We start from the raw sequence: 15592 nt of genomic DNA on the forward strand, positions 1-15592 counted from the left end.
CTTCTAAGGTGGACATACCCGTCCCCGTGGACGGGCGGAAGGACGTCCGCAAGGGTGAGTGGAGTGCGCGTGGAGTCAGGCGAGAGCGAACCCGAATTGAGGGATCGCGTGCAGCGCCTGCTTGCCTTCCTGGCCGAGCTCGTCAAGGCCCGCAGCGCGCCCGTCCGAGTCGTCGACAAACACCGTGCCGTGATGTCCCTCGAAGAGGGAAACATCAGGGCCGGCCTGCGGGCCCACGCCGCATCGGGCGACATCGTCCTGCGCGCGCGTCGCGCTCAGCTCGAAGAGCCCCCGCGCCCGCCCGCCGAACTCGAGAAGTACGTGCACGGGGACATCGCGGATTCCGCCGTCGAGCCCGAAGTCGACCCGCAGGCCCTCGGTATCGAGGGGCTCGACGCCTGGCTGACGGAATGGCGGACGTGGGCGGTCGTCGACCGCGAGCGACAGGCCGCCTCGCATCTGTATTCCTTCCTGCAGCGAGCCATGCTCGACCTCGAGGATCAGCCCGAATCGCTGGAGCTCGTCGTCGCGTCGGGTCTGCTGCACCTCTCCGAGGGTGTGGCGGGCGCGCGGGTCCACACGCACCTGATCACCCAAGCCGCGCTCATCGAGCGACAGGGCGACTCCGGCGACCTGGTGGTGCGGTTGAGTCCCAGCGCCGGACCGTCGCTCGAAGACGTCCAGCTCCTCACCGGTCTGGAGGTCTTCGATCCGACGAGTGTCCGTGAGCTGCACGACGCCCTCGTCACCCAGGTCGCGTCGCCTCTCGACCCCGCGGCTCGCGCGTTCCTGAAGAGTTGGGCCGAGCGTGCGCTCACGGTGCCGGTCGACGTCGTCGATCGTGCGGACGAAGCGTCGTCATCGGACGCGTTCGTGACGCCGTCGCCGGTGCTCGTGCTGCGCAAGCGTGGCGCGCATGCGCTCATCGAGTACTACAGCCGCATGACCGAGGCGGCCGCCGACGAGTCGAATCCGGTGCCGCTCGGGCTGGCGCAGCTCGTCGAAGCGATCGAACCGGCCGACCGCGTCGCGTGGCTCGACCGCATCGGCACGCCCTCGACCGAGTTCACTGGCGAGCAGTTGCTGCCGCTGCCCGCGAACGAGGAACAGCGCGACATCATCGACCGGCTCGCCGGCGACAGCGGTGTCGTGGTCGAGGGACCTCCGGGCACGGGCAAGACCCACACCATCGCCAACATCGTCGCGGCGCTACTCGCGCGCGGGCAGCGGGTGCTGGTCACCAGTGAGAAGGCGCAGGCGCTGCGTGTGCTCCGGGAGAAGCTCCCGTCCGAACTGCAGGAACTGTGCGTGGCCGTCACCGACCCGGTGCACGGCGGCACCGTGGAACTCACCCGCAGTGTCAGCGAAATCGCCATCCGCAAGGCGCAATTCAACGTTCGGCGCGCGCAGGAGCGCATCGACGAGCTCACCACGCAACGCAACGACGCCCTGGAGCGTCGCGCGACGCTGATGGAACAGATCCGGCAGGCGCGCGCGGAGGAGACCGGGGTCCACGCCGATGTCGCCGCCGGTTACGAGGGGACGGCCGCGTCGATCGTCCGGCGGGTCCGAGCGTACGAGGCCAAGTACGCATGGTTGCCCGCGCCTCTGCTCACCGACACCTCGCCGCTGACGGTCGACGAACTCGTCACCCTCCACTCTCTGCATCAGCGGTCGAGCGTCGAGCGCGCGCGCCGTCGCCAGCAGCGCTTCCCCGAACTGTCGCTGCCCACCCAGAGGGAACTGCAGTACGCGTGCGCCGCCGTCTCGCAGGCGTCGAGCGGCACCACCAACGGTGAGACGCAGGGACTGTTGCGGATTCTCGAGGGCGCGTCGCTCGAAGCACTCGGCCGCATCCGCGATCTGTGTGAGCAGCTGCAGGGCGCCCTCGAGGACGCGGACCGGCTCGACGCGCGAATCCAGCGCGTCGCCGACGACGTGCTGTCGGGCCGGGCCCAGCACTTGTGGGGGAAGACCGCCGAGCTCGCCCGGCTCGTGCAGGCCGCACAGGAGGCCGACCGGATCGTCGGCGCCGGCTCCGTGGACATCTCGGTGACGGGACGACAGGCCTTCGAGGCGTACGACGCGCTCGCGCGCAAGCTCGAGGCGGGCGACACGTGGCGCAGCGGTTTCACCCGGTTCCGGCGCAGCGACGAGCAATCCGCCGTCGAGGCACTCGGGGAGATCGCGACCGTCGACGGTGTCGCCGCCACCACCGCCCAGACAGCGCGCGTCGTCGCCGAACACCTGCGTGCGCTCGAGGCGATCCGGGTCGCGCGGGTCGTCCTCCGCGACCTCGGTATCGACATCGAACTCGACGAGTCGCGCAGCCGCGCCGTCGGCACCCTCGCGTTCCTCGACCGGGACCGCGCCATCGTCGACAATCTCGTGGCACGGGTGCACGACGTCGAATCGGCACTGCGCGAAGTGCATCCGGGGGCGCCGCGGATCACCAGCATCGAACAGGCGCGGTCCACCGCCGAATCGGCACGGACCATCGCCGCCGCAGGCACCGCCGAAGCGAGCAAGAACTGGCTCGAATCCATCGGCATGTACGTGCGGGGTCAGATCTCCGGGGGAGCGTCGCCCGAAGGACGCGCGCTGGCACGGGCCTTCCAGGAGGCCGACTTCGACGCCATCAATGCGGCCCTGGACGCGTGGGATCGAGCGGCCGGAGAGCAGCGCGAGGAGCTGGAACTCGTCTCCCTGCACGCGCGCCTGACCACCGCGGCACCGGCGCTTGCTCAGGCGCTCGCGGAGAATCCGTTGAGCCTGGCCTGGCCGGCTCGCCTCGCCGACATCGACGAGGCGTGGGCGTGGCGACGTGCGGACGAGTGGGTGCGTCGTTTCCACGAGCGCAGCGACGACGGGCAGTTCGAACGCGACCTCGACGCACTCGAGACGGACATCGCGCGCCTCACGACGGAGCTCGTCGAGGAGAAGGCGTGGAGCGCATGTCTCGACCGCACCACGGCCGAGCAGGTGCAGGCACTCCATTCGTACCGCGATCACATCGCGAGCATCGGTAAGGGCACCGGCCGCTATGCGGAGCGTTATCGGGCGGCGGCACGCGAGGCCATGCAGGTCGCGCAGGGTGCAGTGCCCGCCTGGGTGATGCCGTTGCAGCAGGTCCTGGCTTCGATTCCGCCCGAACAGAATTCGTTCGACGTCGTCATCGTCGACGAAGCGAGCCAGACCGACATCAGCAGCCTGTTTCTGCTGTGGCTGGCGCCGCGCGTGATCGTCGTCGGCGACGACAAGCAGTGTGCACCGAGCGCGGTGTCGCTGGGTGCACTCGACGGGGTGTTCAGCCGTCTCGACTCGTATCTGCCCGACATCCCGAACTACCTGCGCGACAGCTTCACTCCGCGATCGAGCCTGTTCTCGTTGCTGCGGTCGAGGTTCGGCAGCATCGTCCGTTTGCGCGAGCACTTCCGGTCGATGCCGGAGATCATCGCGTGGTCGAGCGACCAGTTCTACGCCGACGACCCGCTCGTGCCCATGCGGCAGTACGGCTCCGATCGTCTGCAGCCGCTGCGCACCACGCTGGTCGAGGACGGCGCCGTCACCGGGCAGAACTCGACGTTGACGAACTACGCCGAGGCACATGCCCTCGTCGACACGCTCGTGAAGTGCGTCGAGGACCCCGCCTACGACGGCAAGACCTTCGGTGTCGTGGTGCTGCAGGGGCAGTTGCAGGTCGACATCATCCAGAACGAACTGCTCGAGCGACTCACCCCGGAGCAGTGGGAGGAACGCAGGCTCCGCGTCGGCACGCCCCCGGATTTCCAGGGCGACGAGCGGAACGTGGTGTTCCTGTCGATGGTCGTGGCGCCCGAACAGAACATCGCGGCGTTGACGCGGACCGAATACCAGCGACGGTTCAATGTGGCGGCGTCGCGTGCCCAGGATCAGCTGTGGTTGTTCCACTCGAGGACCATCGACACGCTGCGTCGCACCGACCTGCGGTACTCGCTGCTCACCCACATGCGGACGACGTCCCCGCGGCCGGCCGAGTCGATGCCCGACGGCGTGACGCGCGACGAGCGGCACAACGCGTTCGACAGTCTCTTCCAGCAGGACGTCTTCCTCGACATCGCCGCCCGCGGCTATCACGTGAACCCGCGGGTCGAGGTGAACGGTCACTTCATCGATCTCGTCGTGACGGGGGCGGCAGGCAAGCTTGCAGTCGCCTGCGACGACGAGCAGTGGCACACCGGCCCCGACCGACAGAACGCCGATCTGGAGCGGGAGCGTGAACTGCACCGCAGCGGCTGGAAATTCTGGCGGGTCCGGGAATCGGAGTACTACCTCGACCCGGTCGCAGCCCTGTCGGGACTCTGGGAGGAGCTGGAGCGCCGCGGAATCACGCCCGGTCGCGTGGATATGCGACCGATCGCAGCGACGGACGTTTACTGAAACAACTCGGTAGCATCGGTTATCGACCGGGAACGTTACAGTGCGTCTTTTCACGCCCTTTCTTCAGCGAAGTGCACGGATTCCTGATATTTATTGATGCGCAACGAGTCTCGTTGCACATAATTCCCCTGTGACAGGAGTCCCTCATGGAAGAACTTCAGGCCCTCATCGACCTGGCGAAGCTGCTCGGCCCGTTCATGGAGCTCATCGGCAGCATCAGCAGCCTCAGCGGCCAGTAATATTCGGGCAGCGAAGAATCCCCGAAGGTGTTGCCTTCGGGGATCTTTCGTGTGTGTCTAGGGAGGTGCCGCTCTCACCGCTCACGTGCACATATGCGACACCTCTCCGCGGCAGGGGCCGCGTCGACGAACTATCTGTACCCGTGAATCGACATACTCCGGTTCGCATTCCTGTGTCGATTCACAAGCAATATCGACGTTCTATCACGGGGTGGGGAAATAAATGTGGAGGAAACTCGATCCGTCGGGTTAAAAATGAGGGTGAATTCGCGTCGTCACCCATCCGACAGTGCGTCGAAGACAGCCGCCACCCGCGATTCGTCTTCGATTCCGAGGATGTCCGCCCAGAAGAACGCCGCCTCGGCGGTGTAGGTGTGGCCGTGGCCGCCCGGTACTTCGGCGGCGAACACCATGTCCAGGGTGACCTGCCAGAAGGTGACGAAGGGAATCCACGACATCCCTTGGTCGATGTCGGCGCCGCGTTCGTCGCGCAGCCAATCGGGGCGGTGCCGAACGAGTTGGGAGGACCACCAGACGATCGGATCGCTGGGGTGCTGCCAGTACACGATGCGGGGAGATTCCCAGTCGCGCAGGCCGTCGAGATCGGTGAGGTCGTCGGGGGTCGCCGCGAATCGTACGTTCTGTCCGCCGTAGATGACCGGAAGAATTTCGCGGCTGCCGGGATCACGCGAATCGGTGATGCGCCGCCACTGCTCCGTGAAATTCGGCGTGCCCACCCACAGTGCGCCATCGGTTCGGGTGATCATGTCCTGCACGCCGGCGAACGCCGATTGGCCTCCGTACGAACCCAGCGACTCGCCGAAGACGAGCAGCTTCGGCCGGGTAGTCGGATCGAGAACACTCCACCTCGCGTACACCGCTTCGAACAGCGCACGACCTGCATTGCGCGGCGAGACCCGGTCGGCGAGAAAGGCCAAGGGGCTGGCCAGGAACGAATACTGCATGGCCGCGATGGCTGAATTGCCGTCGGAAAGGTATTCCAGTGCGGCGGCGACGTCCTGGTTGACCCAGCCGCGGCCGGTCGTCGTGGCCACTGCCAGGTACTCCCGGCCGAAGGCGCCGGTGCGATCGAGTTCGGCGACGACATGCGAGGCGAGTACCTCCATCTCGTCGAACTCGGTGTAGCGGTCGAGGCTGTCCAGGGAGCGGTAACCGGCGTAGACCCGGATCGGCATCATTGCGGGTTCACCGGTCACCGCGGTGATCTCCTCCGGAGACGGACCACCTGCGACGAACGTGCGCCCTTCACGTCCCAGCGAATCCCACCGTTCGAGCGACGCGTCGGAGCCGGATCGCTCCGGCGCCTGCGGCTGCTCGACTCCGTCGGCGGTGCCTTCGTCGACGGCCATCGCCGAGCCGTTGGCGATACGCGCGATCTGGACCGACAGCAGACCCTCGACCGCCCAGAACACGAGGAGCCCCACCAACACGACACTCACGATGCGCGCCAGAGGTGCCGGCAACACGCGGACGACGAGCCCGGTGACCCACTGCGCCACGCGCCGCAGACCACGACCGATCACGAGCAGAAGCAGCGCCACGACCACGGCGACAAGCAGCACACCCGGATAGTCCCAGCTACTGCCGGGTTCCATCCCGACGAGCTCACGGCTGATGTCCTGCCACCACGAACCGAGGACGAGGAAGGTCGGCACCACCACGACGGCGGCCAGCGCGAGCAGATACCAGCCGACCTTCTTCACGGTCGCCGACCAGTTCGTCTCGACGCCGCACTTGCGGACGATCCACGCGAGAAGCACCCCGATGCCGTAACCCGTGATAACGCTGATGCCGGTCGCGACGCCCTGCAGGTACCAGGGGCGTGGAAGCAGGGACAGCGACAGCGACCAGCAGTAGAACAGCAGCGCGACGGCCAGACCGACCGGATGGAACCGTCCCAACCATCGCAAGGTTCTTTCCCTCAACCGAGCCGGGAACGACGGTTCGGGCTCAGGAAGCGCGGGTGGTGTATCGAGGGTCGTGGTCATCGGCGGTCGCTTTCGTCGGAACCCAAGGTGCGCAGGATGGCAGGGCGAGGTGACGGAATGCGAAGCCGTGATGGAGAAGGTAGCAGACGAGCAGGATGCGTGCCGTGTTCGTCTACTCGTCCGCGGTGTTCAATTGTTCGACGGCATCGGCGATGCGCTGGGTGTCGGCGAACGTCCATCCCTCGGGGGACGTCACCGCGGCCCAGCCGTAGGGGATGAGGTCCTCGTAGTTGTGCCCGTGACCGACGGGCGGCGAGGTGCCGACCATGATGTCGGCCGCGACCTGAGCGAAGGTGACGATCGGATACCACCGCATCGACGGTGAGCGATCCGAGCCCGGAGGTTCGGCGAGCCAGTCGGGTCGCTCGAACAGCAGTCCCGGTCCCCACCACACCACCGGATCGGACGCGTGCTGCAGATACAGGATCCGCGGGTCGCTCCACGGTCCGCGCTGGTCTTCGAGCGTCTGAACGTCGGAGGCGAACCGCACCGCGACGCCGTCCTCGTAGACGGGAAGGACCTCGGGGCTGCCGGGATCTCGATGGTCGACGATGCTGCGCCACAGCTGGTTCGAGTTCGGAGGTCCGACGAACAGCGCGCCGTCGATCTTGTTGCGCATGTCGTCGAGGCCGTCGAAGGCCGCCTCGGCGGATTGCGATCCCAGGCTTTCGCCGTAGACCACCAGCTCGGGTCGCTGATCCTCCGGCAGTTCCGACCAGCGTTCGTGGACCCCGTTGATCAGTGCGTTACCGGCGGCCTTGGCAGCGGAACCGTCGACGAGGAAAGAAATCCAGCTCGGCAGGAACGAGTACTGGATCGCGGCGATCGCCGAGTTGCCGTTGTAGATCATCTCGATCGAGTCGGCGGCGAACGGATTCACCCACCCGGTCCCGGTGGTACCGGCGACCACGAGGATCTCGCGTTCCCATGCCTTCGTACGGTCGAGTTCGTCGAGGATCAGCTGCACCTGTTCGTCGGTGGTGCCGTCGGCTTCGAGCCCCGCATACACCCGTATGGGTTCGAGCGCGGGAGTGCGGTTCAGCTCGGTCAGCTGCTCGGCGGTCATCCCGCCTGCGACGAACGTGCGTCCCTGACGACCGAGGCTCTCCCACGACGACGGAGATGCCGGGCTGCCCGACCGCTCGGGAATCCGAGGCTGCTCCACGCCGGGGTCGGTGCTGTTGTTGTCGTCGGCGAACACGATGCGTGCCGCCATAGAACTGCTCGCGAGCAGCACCTGGTCGACGAAGACGACCACCGCGAGCACGAGGATGACCGGCGCGAGGACGCCGGCCGCGGCGACCGGAACGCGCAGGCGGGTCGCGAGGAACTCTGCGAAGCGTCGTCCGACCCACCGCAATCCGCGTGCGATGTAGAGGAGGGCGGCGAAGATCGCGACGCTCACCAACCCGGTGCGCAGATACGCGAAGCCCGTCGTGGCCTCGATGCCCATGAGGGCGCCGACCTCGTTCTGCCATCCCGCCGCAGCGAACAGACTCCCCAGAAGCGTTCCCACCGCGACGAGAGCGACCACCACCTCGGCGATACGTCGGACCGTGTGGCGCCGGCGCCACCACGTGAGGCGTGGAGCGATCCATCGCCGCGCGGGGAAGGCGACGAGCACACCGATGCCGTACCCGACGATGCCCGTCACGCCACTGATGAGTCCCTGGAAATACCACTCGCGGGGGATGAGGGAGGGACTCAGGCTCCACGCGAAGAAGAACAGGGCGACGACGAGACCGACGAAGTCGAGGCCGAAGACGGAGAGGTGGCGTCGACCCGTATTGCCTTCGCGCGGAGTTGTCTCGTCTGTATCGACTTGCGTGCTCACGGGAGTGACCCTAACCCCGTCGGTTATCCACCGCGGGCCGAGCGAAGCCGGCGCCTAGTCGCATTGAGCTCCGGTTCGTGCACTGCTCGGCGCGGCGTATCCGGATCCTGACGCCGCCGCCAGCGCCATAGTGAAGGCATCCCGGCTCGGCGATGAGGATCCGTTCGACGGCTGGGACCTGCGGAAGGTGGACGACACTTTCTAGGCAGTCGATACGGGAGTCCGCAAGCAAGTCATTCTAGCCGCTAATGGTTCAATAGGGAACAATCGACCGATGCGTCTTGATATCGCCGGCGCGTGGTCTCTGATTGGGTGGCCAGGAGGATTTGTGAGTGACGGCTCGTGGAGCGGCGACGATTTCGGTGCTCGTCTCCGTCGCGAGGCAATGGCATGGTTGACCATCCGCACAAACGACGGCCTCGATCCGATCAGTCGCCAGGACCTCCTCGACTTCACGATCGACGGGAAGATGTTTCGGCTCATGGACCCGACGCGAGGGATTCGGAAGCCGAAGGAGCTTTCGTCCGCCCTATCCATCAGTACGACGTACCGCGCGCCGGGTGCGAGGCGTCCGTACGAGGATCAGGTCGGCTCGGACGGACTCCTGCGCTACAAGTGGTCGACGACCGACCCGAAAAACATGGACAATCGTGGTTTGCGCGCGGCCATGAACGAGGGCGTGCCGCTGATCTGGTTCTACGGCGTCGGTCCGAGTTTGTTCCAGCCCATCTATCCGGTATTCATCGTGGCGGAAGAACCCGACGAACACCAGTTCGTCGTCGCCACGGAAGTGGCTCGTGATCTCCATCGTCCCGATTCCCAAGCAGAGGAGCAGCTTCGGCGTTATGTCGTGGCTGAGACGAAACGTCGGCTCCATCAGCCGGTCTTTCGTGCAACTGTGATGCGCGCATATGAAGCGCGATGTGCGGTCTGCGCTCTCGGTCATAGTGAGCTGCTGGATGCTGCGCATATCGTGCCCGACTCGCACGAAGCAGGTATTTCGTCGGTAACCAACGGGCTTGCTCTGTGCAAGATTCACCACGCCGCATACGACGTGAACATTCTCGGTATAACGCCGGATTTGGTCGTCGAGATCCGGAAGGATCTTCTCGCCGAGATCGACGGCCCGATGCTCGAACACGGCCTCAAGGAACGGCACGGACAAAAGCTCATGGTGGTTCCGCCGGCTCGCAATGAGCGTCCCGATCGAGAACTCCTGGCGATCAGTTACGAACGTTTCCGCAGTGTTGGGTGAAGATGAGGAGCCGGGGCGATAGACGCGCTGCGCAACCCAGTTCGCTCGAGTGACATTCGATGAGTAAAGGGTGTGCAAGGGCTGGACCCTCGCACACCCTCATCTCATTGGTTGTTCGCTGACGGATCAGATCGGTCGAGGCTCGTGACGCCGAAGAATTCGGTCACGCGGTCCAGCGTGTGCTCGTCGCGGAGCCTGCAAGCCGAATTCTGATTCGCGCACAAAGCGGCCTCGCGCAGTGCAGACTGGGTAAGTCCCGCGGAGTGGTGGAAATCCGCTGAGGGCATCCGGCCCGGTCCGCGATTACGACCTCGTCAAGCAACTCCGCACTTGGAAGCGACGGGTGTGTCCAGGGTCAACGAGCCTGCCTACAGCCATTCGTCCACGCCACCATGGCCCGAACACGTGCCGCGTCGATTCTGGCTGAACGAATACGTGCCATCAGCACAGCGGGCCGATGCTCCAGCGGGAGCTGTGGGCGCCTGGACAGGGCCGGGAATGCAGTTGCCGTTCACATTGACGTAGCTGTTCGCTCCGCAACCGCCGCTGTAACCGCTGTCGGGAGCGGGAGCGGGAGCGGGAGCGGGAGCGGGAGCGGGAGCGGGAGGCGGTGCCGGTGCCGGTTCGATCTCGACCGGTGGAGGAGGCGCGACGAACGCAGCCGCCGGCGGAGGTGTGTACTGCTCTGTGGTCGGCGCGGGCTCGGTAGTCGTGGGCGTCGGCGTCGGGGCAATGCCGCCACACGAAATCAATTCACGCTTGAGCGCTTGGTGTTCCGTGATCGTAGTCCACAGCTGGTAAGCGGCCTTCACCTCGACCTGCCGTGCTGCATACGTGCAGCGGTATCCCTCGTTCGGTGGCAGCCATGCAGAGGCGTCTCTGTCGCTCTTCTCCGTGCTGACGCTCTGTGCGACTGCCTGAAGGTTGCGAGGATCGTTGGCCAGGTCCCGGAGGGTCTCGGCACCGAGTTCGTACGCACCCTTCTGCCATGCATCGCTCAGCGAGACGACGTGGTCGATGACGACATCGTCGAAGACGACCGAATCACCTGTGTAGACGTCTTCGAGCGTTCCGGTACGGACTGTGCACGCAGACTGCGGATCGAGTGATACGGCCGTCAGGTCGCGGCGGAGGATGTCGTTACGCGTGTCGCAGCCATTGTGGCCACCGTCCACTGCCACGTCGTCGGACCATTCTTCGCCGAAACGAGTGAGGTCGAACTGGGCGGCAGGTGCTTCATCGCGGACGCGGATCGTTGCGAGAGTCTTCAGCGCTTGCGTTGCGCGATCGCTGTCGACCAACTCAAAACTGGCCGGTGCCGGTAACGGCTCCGGTGGCGGCGTCGTCGTAGTCGATGTGGAGGAGGAGACCGGTGCGGCAATAGCGGAAGTCTGCTCGGCAGCGGGCGTTTCCGGCTCACGTTCGGGCTCCGGGGCAGTAGCGCCAGCGAGTATGAAGCCGGGGATGAGGGCCCACGCCGCCCATTTGTAGCGCGCAGGCCGGGTGCGGTCTTCGCGCAGGTACATGACGCCTGCAGCGATCGCAAGGAGTCCGAAGACTGCCATGCCCCACGCTCCTGTGAAACCGGCCAATGCAAATATCGCGCCGAGCACGATCGCGATTACAGCGATGAGCTTTCCCAGGCGAGTGCGTGCTCCCCGATCACGTTGGGACGTTCGGGAGGGATTCGTCGACATGGCTACACCTGCTCGACGCGGAAGCAGGTATGGATGACCGCGGCAAGAATGGTATGCGCGGGGGTGGAGTAGAGCATGTGTATACCAATTCATAGGGGCCGGCAATGGACGCCGAACCGGTGCACTTGCTTGTTTCGGCGGCAGCGTGAAATCCGTTACGCCATGTCCGAAAAGACGGAATTCGCGCTACTCGGAGCTCATTCGAACCGCTGTAAGACTGCTTACGCGACGCGAGCGATGCGGCACCGACACTTTACTGCACGTCCGTACTCGTCGTCCGGTAGCCATCCGTACTCATCGCAGTTGTCGCACTTCTCCGGGACGCTGCGTGGGACGGTCAATTCTTGCCACATCCGCACCCACGCTTGTGCGTACTTCATGGGGTTCTCCGGACGATGAACTGCTCTGGCTGCTGCGACCAGCTTCGCGGTGCCGTGGGTTTCGATCAGATTCTCGATTGCAGCTGCCGCCTCAGGCTTGAGGTACGCGAATGTCGCCATCAATCCCGCTTGCTTGCAGGCTGTTGCCAGACCTGCCACGGCCGGAGTGAGCGGAGCATTGGACGCCGGTGGGGTGCGGTTGGTTTTCGTTCTTGGTTCATCAGTACTGATAAGAGCGCCTGGCATACCGTTGTCCGTGCGACCGCGCGTCGGCTTTTCAGGCTCCGGGCCGGTGCGCGGCTCCTCGTAGATCGTCTGGATGGTGATCCACTGTCCGCGCTCGTTCTGGATCTTCTCTCGGATCAAGTAGCCGAGCTCCGCCAGCTCCCGCAGGGTAGAGCGGATGGCGTCGCGCCCCTCCTTCGGTGATTGACCGGCTATCGAGTCGGATCGAGTACGCCAGTCGTCCGGCTTCGACAAGAGCCAGATGAGCACGCCACGGGCGCGGAAGGACAAGCGTTCGTCGTTGATGACGGCATTGCTGAGGATGGTGAAGTTGCTGGCCAGGCGCGGTCCACGACGCACGCCGCCAGCCAGGGTATTCTGGCCCACGTTCGACTCCCTATAAGTCGGACATCCGGCCCGTCGGGAGTTGCCGCTCCTGGCGGGCCTTCTTCGCTTGTGACGCCACGCGGATCGGTGACGATCTTGAGATCTTGGCACTCCTCTGGTTGTGCGCGCAAGGAAAAACTTCGAAGTCGCTTCAGCGCAACGGTTTACATGACCACGCGGGCCGCGACATCTCTGCGGCGGTCGTCATCGGGCCTTTCTGCCGGAGTTAGGGAGCCGATCAGATCCAGCTGCACGCTTCTCGATGCCGGCCGAGCGCCGCAGCGTCCGGGCGATGAGCGGAGCTTTTCGGTACGCGAAGCCGCTTGCCGGCCAGTGCGGCGTACTCGCTGCCCGCGAGTCGGGGAGCCACTTCGATGGTGAGGTCGCTGCGCACCGTCCACAGTTGCAGGTCGAACAAGGTGTGGAGGTCGGCACGGAGGAGAAGGCCATTGGGCACATGGTTGCTGTGCTCACCGAAGTAGCGGTCGATATGGGCCGCTTCCAGGACCGCTTCGACGTCGCATCCCGTGACTGCGCAACGACGTTCATACGCTGCCAGCAGTGCGCGACGGAACTGGGGCTGACCGTATCGCACAGCAATGGCTCGTTGAGCGCGTTTACGGACATCGTCGCCCTTCTCATAGGTGGGAAGGCTGGCGGGCAACTCTATATCGACGACGGGGAAGTGGGCGAAAGCAAGATCGGCTTCCGGGCCGAACAGAGAGCGCAAGCGACTCTCGACAGACGGGTCGGACACTTGGTTGGCTCCGGCCTGCGCCGCGAGATTCCTCCCGAGCAACTTCTGCAACTGAGCCCAGGTGGGCGATGAAACCACGTCCTCACTGATTGTGTCGAACTCGAATCGGTGGGTGTAACCGCCGGTCCGAACGTCGCTCCAATGTGCGGGCGGCGCGCTGGGAGTGATTTCGTAGAGGCCGGAAGTTGCTCGTGCATACGCGACGAACCCGTTGCCCTGGCTCGTTATCCAGAAGTAGATGTCGTCACCGGGCGCAATCTTCTTGAAGTACGACGGGCTACGCACATCCCAGAAACCGTCGTCCCGCGCGTAATCCCAGTGTTGTGGCGTCTTCTCGTTGATCTTGACGATCCAGCTGGTCATTGCCCATGCGCCTTCTCAGGTTCGCATCGGGTGGGGGCATGTCCTGCTGCGGAAGTCCGTCGGGCCGTGCTCGGTGTTCGATACTCGTCGTGAGGTGTCAGTCGGTGATCAGTGCACGGAGCGCGTCGCGCGTTTCGGCGTCGGTCGAGTAGATGACGGTGCCGATCATTCCGCGGGTGAGCAGCACCTTGTAGACGTTGCGGACCAACCGGTCGAAGCGCACGTCGGAAATTCGCGTGCGATTCTTGAAGTCGGGATCGCGGTTGGCCTCTCGGACCGTGGTGAATCGTCCGTTACGCCAGACTAGATCAGGTCCGAGGATGACTCCGTTCCAGTCGTATTCGAAACCTTGGGCGGTGTAGACGCAACCGACCTGGCCGAAGCCGCCGTCCTCGGTAGCCCACAACGCTGCTGGGGGAGCGTCGCCGACCCGGCGGTCGCTCTTGCTGTTCCACGGACGCGCCCAGCTGCCGATCCGAACGTCGGGAACCAGATTTCCGGCCTTGTCCGGATTACTCCACGGCCAGCAGTAGCCTGCCGTCATCCGCGCCGAGTATCCGCGCTCCCGCTGCTGGGAGAGGAAATGTTCCATCTCCTCGGGGCTGTCCGCAACACGAACGGTGAACTGCGGGTCGCCCTTCCACTCGAACGGCCCTCCGTCCTCCAGATCGAGCAGCCGCTTCACCCACAGCAGATACTCTTCGCTACCCCCGCAGCGGAACTGTTCTCCCAGGTGGATGTGCTGCGTCTCGAGCCCGAGTGAGGCTGCATAACGTTCGATCTGGGCGAAAGACCCCATCTCTCCGGGGCGTACCACCTGGTGCTCGTCGAGAAGGAAGACAGGGACGCGCGCGGCCGCAATGAGTTCGTCGACCTGCGGTCGGTCTGTGCGGAGCTCGGCTCGGGTGTAGCGGTCTACGGAAGTTTCGCGAATGCGGTGGGCCTCGTCGAGGATGAGGACGTCCAATCCATTGCGATCTGCCGTCATGAATTGGTTGAAGTACTTGAACATCTTCTGCACGCGCGGCGCGCGGTGCCCCGCAACTTTCCGGAGGGTTTGCGTGAACGATCGAGACCCGGTCGCATGTAGGACGGTTCGTCCACGCCGGGCGAGCTCGCCGAGCAGTGACAACGCCACCACGCTCTTGCCGCTGCCGGGACCGCCGGTGACGATGATGACGCGCTTGCGATCGGCGGCGCGTGACTGTTCGACCTCGTGGAGTACGAGGTCGACGGCGAGCTGTTGGTTTCCGAGCAGATGGAACTGGGGGCGGTCGCGTACTTCTGCGGCGGCAACCTCGAGGAGTTGCCGGGAGGGGGCGATCGCCGACTTCATCAGAGCGTCGCCGGCGGAATAGCCGGGCGCAGGGGCGAGACGGCTCCGAAGGAACGCGATCATGTCTCCGCGCTCGGCAGCGGTGAACATGCGTCCCGTGACGCTCATCGGATAGGAACGCAAATCGGCGACGGCGCTCTGATCGGTGGCGTTGTGGAGGTAGGCGATACCGGCAAGAGCGTCGGGTTGATCGGACACCGTGCGGGCGAAGTCCACGAGATAGTCGCAGTACCCCTTCACCTGTGCGGCCGGGTGCAGCTTCGGTCCTCCGGGCATCCCGGCTACCTCGACAAGTTCGGGGTTGTCCTCGTACCGCCGCGCTGCCGACCATTGCTTCAACTCGACGACCACATACGAAGCTGCACCGGTCTGCGGATGCGTCCCCGCCAGGACGACGTCGGCACGCTGGGACGTCAGAGGAAGGTGATATTCGAGCAGCATCTCGACGTCGTCCAACCCGGCGTCGACGAGGTCGCGAGCGAGTACGGGCAGGCTCCGTGCCCAGGACTTCTGCTCGGATTCTCCGGCGCGTCGTCCCGTGCGAAACAGCATCTGTTCCAACAACTGCTCCGCGAGCGATTCGGGACGATCGAGGTCGACGATCCGGCGGGCGGTAGTACGAAGCAGCGTCACAGTCAGGTCCCCAAGGCAGCACGAATCCACTCGTGCGGGTGGGGGCATGTCCGTAGCT

Annotated in this window: 8 protein-coding genes; 2 read left to right on the forward strand and 6 right to left on the reverse strand. The window is 65.0% G+C overall.

Annotated elements, in window-relative coordinates; all coding sequences use genetic code 11:
• Nucleotides 1-63 precede the first annotated feature (63 nt).
• Entirely contained in the window at nt 64-4419 is a 4356-nt protein-coding gene (locus C6Y44_RS07845) for an AAA domain-containing protein (protein ID WP_404817789.1), read from the forward strand.
• Nucleotides 4420-4933: 514 nt separating this feature from the next.
• On the opposite strand, the gene C6Y44_RS07850 is transcribed toward C6Y44_RS07845, so the two are convergent.
• A complete protein-coding gene (locus C6Y44_RS07850) occupies nt 4934-6667 on the reverse strand; it encodes an alpha/beta hydrolase (RefSeq protein ID WP_159418798.1) in 1734 nt (577 codons plus the stop codon).
• A gap of 112 nt (nt 6668-6779) precedes the next feature.
• On the reverse strand, nt 6780-8501 hold the full coding sequence (locus C6Y44_RS07855; protein WP_225623751.1) for an alpha/beta hydrolase: 1722 nt from the start codon (nt 8499-8501) through the stop codon (nt 6780-6782).
• A gap of 328 nt (nt 8502-8829) precedes the next feature.
• On the opposite strand from C6Y44_RS07855, the gene C6Y44_RS07860 reads away from it, so the two are divergent.
• Complete coding sequence (locus C6Y44_RS07860; RefSeq protein ID WP_225623752.1) at nt 8830-9756, forward strand: HNH endonuclease; 927 nt, start codon at nt 8830-8832, stop codon at nt 9754-9756.
• Between the two features lie 368 nt (nt 9757-10124).
• Here the strand turns inward: C6Y44_RS07860 and C6Y44_RS07865 are convergent, their stop codons facing one another.
• The 4 genes from C6Y44_RS07865 to C6Y44_RS07880 all read right to left on the reverse strand — a co-directional run bounded on the left by C6Y44_RS07865 (nt 10125) and on the right by C6Y44_RS07880 (nt 15534).
• Nucleotides 10125-11321, reverse strand: a complete 1197-nt coding sequence (locus tag C6Y44_RS07865) for a DUF3761 domain-containing protein (RefSeq protein ID WP_225623753.1) — start codon at nt 11319-11321, stop codon at nt 10125-10127.
• A gap of 353 nt (nt 11322-11674) precedes the next feature.
• Nucleotides 11675-12445, reverse strand: a complete 771-nt coding sequence (locus C6Y44_RS07870) for a helix-turn-helix domain-containing protein (protein ID WP_159418797.1) — start codon at nt 12443-12445, stop codon at nt 11675-11677.
• A gap of 238 nt (nt 12446-12683) precedes the next feature.
• On the reverse strand, nt 12684-13565 hold the full coding sequence (locus C6Y44_RS07875) for an HNH endonuclease (protein WP_159418796.1): 882 nt from the start codon (nt 13563-13565) through the stop codon (nt 12684-12686).
• Between the two features lie 97 nt (nt 13566-13662).
• Nucleotides 13663-15534 (reverse strand): DUF2075 domain-containing protein, encoded by a 1872-nt coding sequence (locus C6Y44_RS07880; RefSeq protein WP_159418795.1) that lies wholly within the window; start codon nt 15532-15534, stop codon nt 13663-13665.
• Between the last annotated feature and the right edge of the window lie 58 nt (nt 15535-15592).

Origin of the sequence: Rhodococcus rhodochrous (assembly GCF_014854695.1) — a bacterium.
Lineage (GTDB): Bacteria > Actinomycetota > Actinomycetes > Mycobacteriales > Mycobacteriaceae > Rhodococcus.